At 71.3% G+C, this 2807-nt stretch carries 3 protein-coding genes; 2 read left to right on the plus strand and 1 reads right to left on the minus strand.

The window, feature by feature from the left end:
- Positions 1-801 (plus strand): discoidin domain-containing protein (locus AB8Z36_RS34450; RefSeq protein WP_369217320.1); only part of this gene is annotated, 801 nt, incomplete at its 5' end.
- A 107-nt stretch (positions 802-908) separates the two neighbouring features.
- On the opposite strand, the gene AB8Z36_RS34455 is transcribed toward AB8Z36_RS34450, so the two are convergent.
- The gene (locus AB8Z36_RS34455) at positions 909-1445 is read right to left on the minus strand and encodes an HNH endonuclease (protein WP_369217321.1); all 537 of its coding nucleotides are present in this window, start codon (positions 1443-1445) and stop codon (positions 909-911) included.
- 328 nt (positions 1446-1773) lie between these two features.
- Between AB8Z36_RS34455 and AB8Z36_RS34460 the strand changes: the two genes are divergently transcribed.
- On the plus strand, positions 1774-2807 hold a 1034-nt coding region (locus tag AB8Z36_RS34460), incomplete at its 3' end, for a mechanosensitive ion channel family protein (RefSeq protein ID WP_369217322.1).

Genomic DNA, 2807 nt, shown 5'->3' on the forward strand with positions numbered 1-2807 from the left:
GATAAGGGCGGGGCCAAGGGGCCGCGCGCCGACGCCGTGCGCGTCGCCCTCACCGGAGGAACGGTCCGGCACCTGGTCCCCTGGTACGCCGACACCCCCGAGGCCCGTCTCTCGCTGGCCCGTACCGAGGCGGACGCGGAGATCGGCGGCGCCGCGCGGCGGGTCACGGCGAGGCTGCTCGCCGAGCGCCCCGGTGAGGTGCGCGGCAGGGTCACGGTCAAGGCCCCGAAGGGCATCCAGGTCCGGGTCCCCGAGGAGTCGGCGCTGCCGCGCGGCACACGGGTGGAGGTGCCGCTGGACATCAAGGTGGCGGCGGGCACGCGCGCGGGGACGTACGGCATTCCGGTGACGTTCGGCGACGAGACCCGTACGGTCTCGGTGCGCGCCTACCCGCGTACGGCGGGCCCGGACGTGGCGCGCGACGGGCGGGCGACGTCGTCGGGCGACGAGACGAAGGACTTCCCCGCGTCGGCCGCCAACGACGGCGACCCGGAGTCCCGCTGGTCCTCCCCCGTCGAGGACGGCGCCTGGTGGCAGGTGGAGCTCGCGGAGCCGGTCAGGCTCGGCCAGGTGGTGCTGCGCTGGCAGGACGCCTACGCGGCGGGCTACCGCGTGCAGACGTCGGCCGACGGGAAGACGTGGCGCACGGCGGCGACCGTGAAGGACGGCGGGGGCGGCCGCGAGGCGGTCCGCATGGACGCCCGTGACACGCGCTACATCCGCGTCCAGGGCGACCGGCGCGCCACCCGGTTCGGGTACTCGCTCTGGTCGGTGGAGGCCTACGCGGTGGCGGAGGACTGAGACCGGCGGCCGGGCACGCGCGCGTGGGGGCCCTCCCACGCGCGCGTGCCCGCACACGGCCACCTACGGCGTACGCGGCCACCTATGACAAAGGCCCGGATCGATTCCTAGGCGGAAATGCCATCGATCCGAGCCATCGCGTCGTCCGCGCCGAACGGCTGCAAGTACGGCAGCCAGCGCGGATCCCTATGTCCGGTCCCGATGATGCGCCACGCGAGGCCCGAGGGCGGCGCGGGCTTGTGCCGCAGCCTCCAGCCGAGCTCCATGAGGTGCCGGTCGGCCTTGACGTGGTTGCAGCGGCGGCAGGACGCCACCACGTTCTCCCAGGCGTGCCGGCCGCCCCGGCTCTTGGGGATGACGTGGTCGACGCTGGTTGCGACGCCACCGCAGTACATGCACCGGCCGCCGTCGCGGGCGAACAGCGCCCGCCTGGTCAGCGGCACGGGTCCGCGGTAGGGAACCCGTACGAACCGCTTGAGGCGGACCACGCTGGGTGCGGGGACAGTGCGAGTGGCACTGTGCATGAAGGCGCCGGATTCCTCTAGGCAGAGAGCCTTGTTCTCCAGGACGAGGACGAGCGCGCGGCGGAGCGGTACGACGCCGAGAGGCTCGTACGACGCGTTGAGGACCAGGACATGCGGCACGGATGCCTCCTTGTACGCCGGCGGCGCGTGGCTCGCGCCGGGACGATCTGCTGCCAGTCTCCCCTCATGCCTGGTCGAAGCGCCACCATGTGCCGGTAACGGCCTTGAAGTGTTTTCGACCACAGGTCGTCCGGCGACGATGCGTCACTTCCCTCTTTCCCAGGTGAACACCGTCTCTCCCTCTCTCCTCCTTCGAACATCACAACGATCCGCACACCATGCCCCGTTAGTGTGGTGGGTCTGCCCGGTTCCCCCGGTCCATCCCGATCGCCGTTGATCGCTCCTCGTCAGTACGCCGGGCAGGCCGCGATACCTGGAGGTACCTGCCGTGATCTTGTCCGTCCTGTCGGCGGCCGGAGCGGAACCGGACGACACGTCGTCGCCGAAGCCACCCACCTTCGAGGACGCCCAGGAGAGCGCCACGAACGCCGCGAGCTGGGTCGAGCAGAACTGGTCCGCGTGGCTCGGCATCGGTCTGCGGATCGTGCTCATCATCGCGATAGCGGTGACCCTGCGTGTGCTGGTCCGCCGGGCCATCACCAAGCTCATAGACCGCATGAACCGCACGGCCCAGGCCGTGGACGGGACGGCGCTCGGCGGTCTCCTGGTGAACGTGGAGCGGCGCAGGCAGCGCTCGCAGGCCATAGGTTCCGTGCTGCGCTCGGTGGCGTCGTTCCTGATCCTCGGCACGGCGGCGCTGATGGTCCTGTCCACCTTCGAGATCAATCTGGCCCCGCTGCTCGCCTCGGCGGGTGTGGCGGGCGTCGCGATCGGCTTCGGCGCGCGGAACCTGGTCACGGACTTCCTCTCCGGGGTCTTCATGATCCTTGAGGACCAGTACGGCGTCGGCGACTCGATCGACGCGGGGGTCGCCTCCGGCGAGGTGATCGAGGTCGGCCTGCGGGTGACGAAGCTGCGCGGTGACAACGGAGAGATCTGGTACGTCCGCAACGGCGAGGTCAAGCGCATCGGGAACCTGTCGCAGGGCTGGTCCACGGCGGGCGTCGATGTGACGGTCCGCCCGGACGAGGACCTTGACAAGGTCAAGGCCACGCTGGCCGAGGTCGGCGAGACCATGGCGAAGGACGAGCCCTGGAACGAGCGGCTCTGGGGCCCGGTGGAGGTCCTCGGCCTCGACAGCGTGCTCCTGGACTCGATGGTGGTCCGCGTCTCGGCGAAGACGATGCCGGGCCAGTCCCTGGGCGTGGAGCGGGAGCTCCGCTGGCGGATCAAGCGGGCGTTCGACGAGGCGGACATCCGCATCGTCGGCGGCCTCCCGGTCGCGTCGGCGGAGGACACCCCCGACCCCTCGGCGGCGGTGGCGGCCCCCTCCGCCTACGCCTCGACGACGTCCCCCCAGTC

It is taken from the genome of Streptomyces flavofungini (genome assembly GCF_041028215.1).
Taxonomy (GTDB): domain Bacteria; phylum Actinomycetota; class Actinomycetes; order Streptomycetales; family Streptomycetaceae; genus Streptomyces; species Streptomyces flavofungini_B.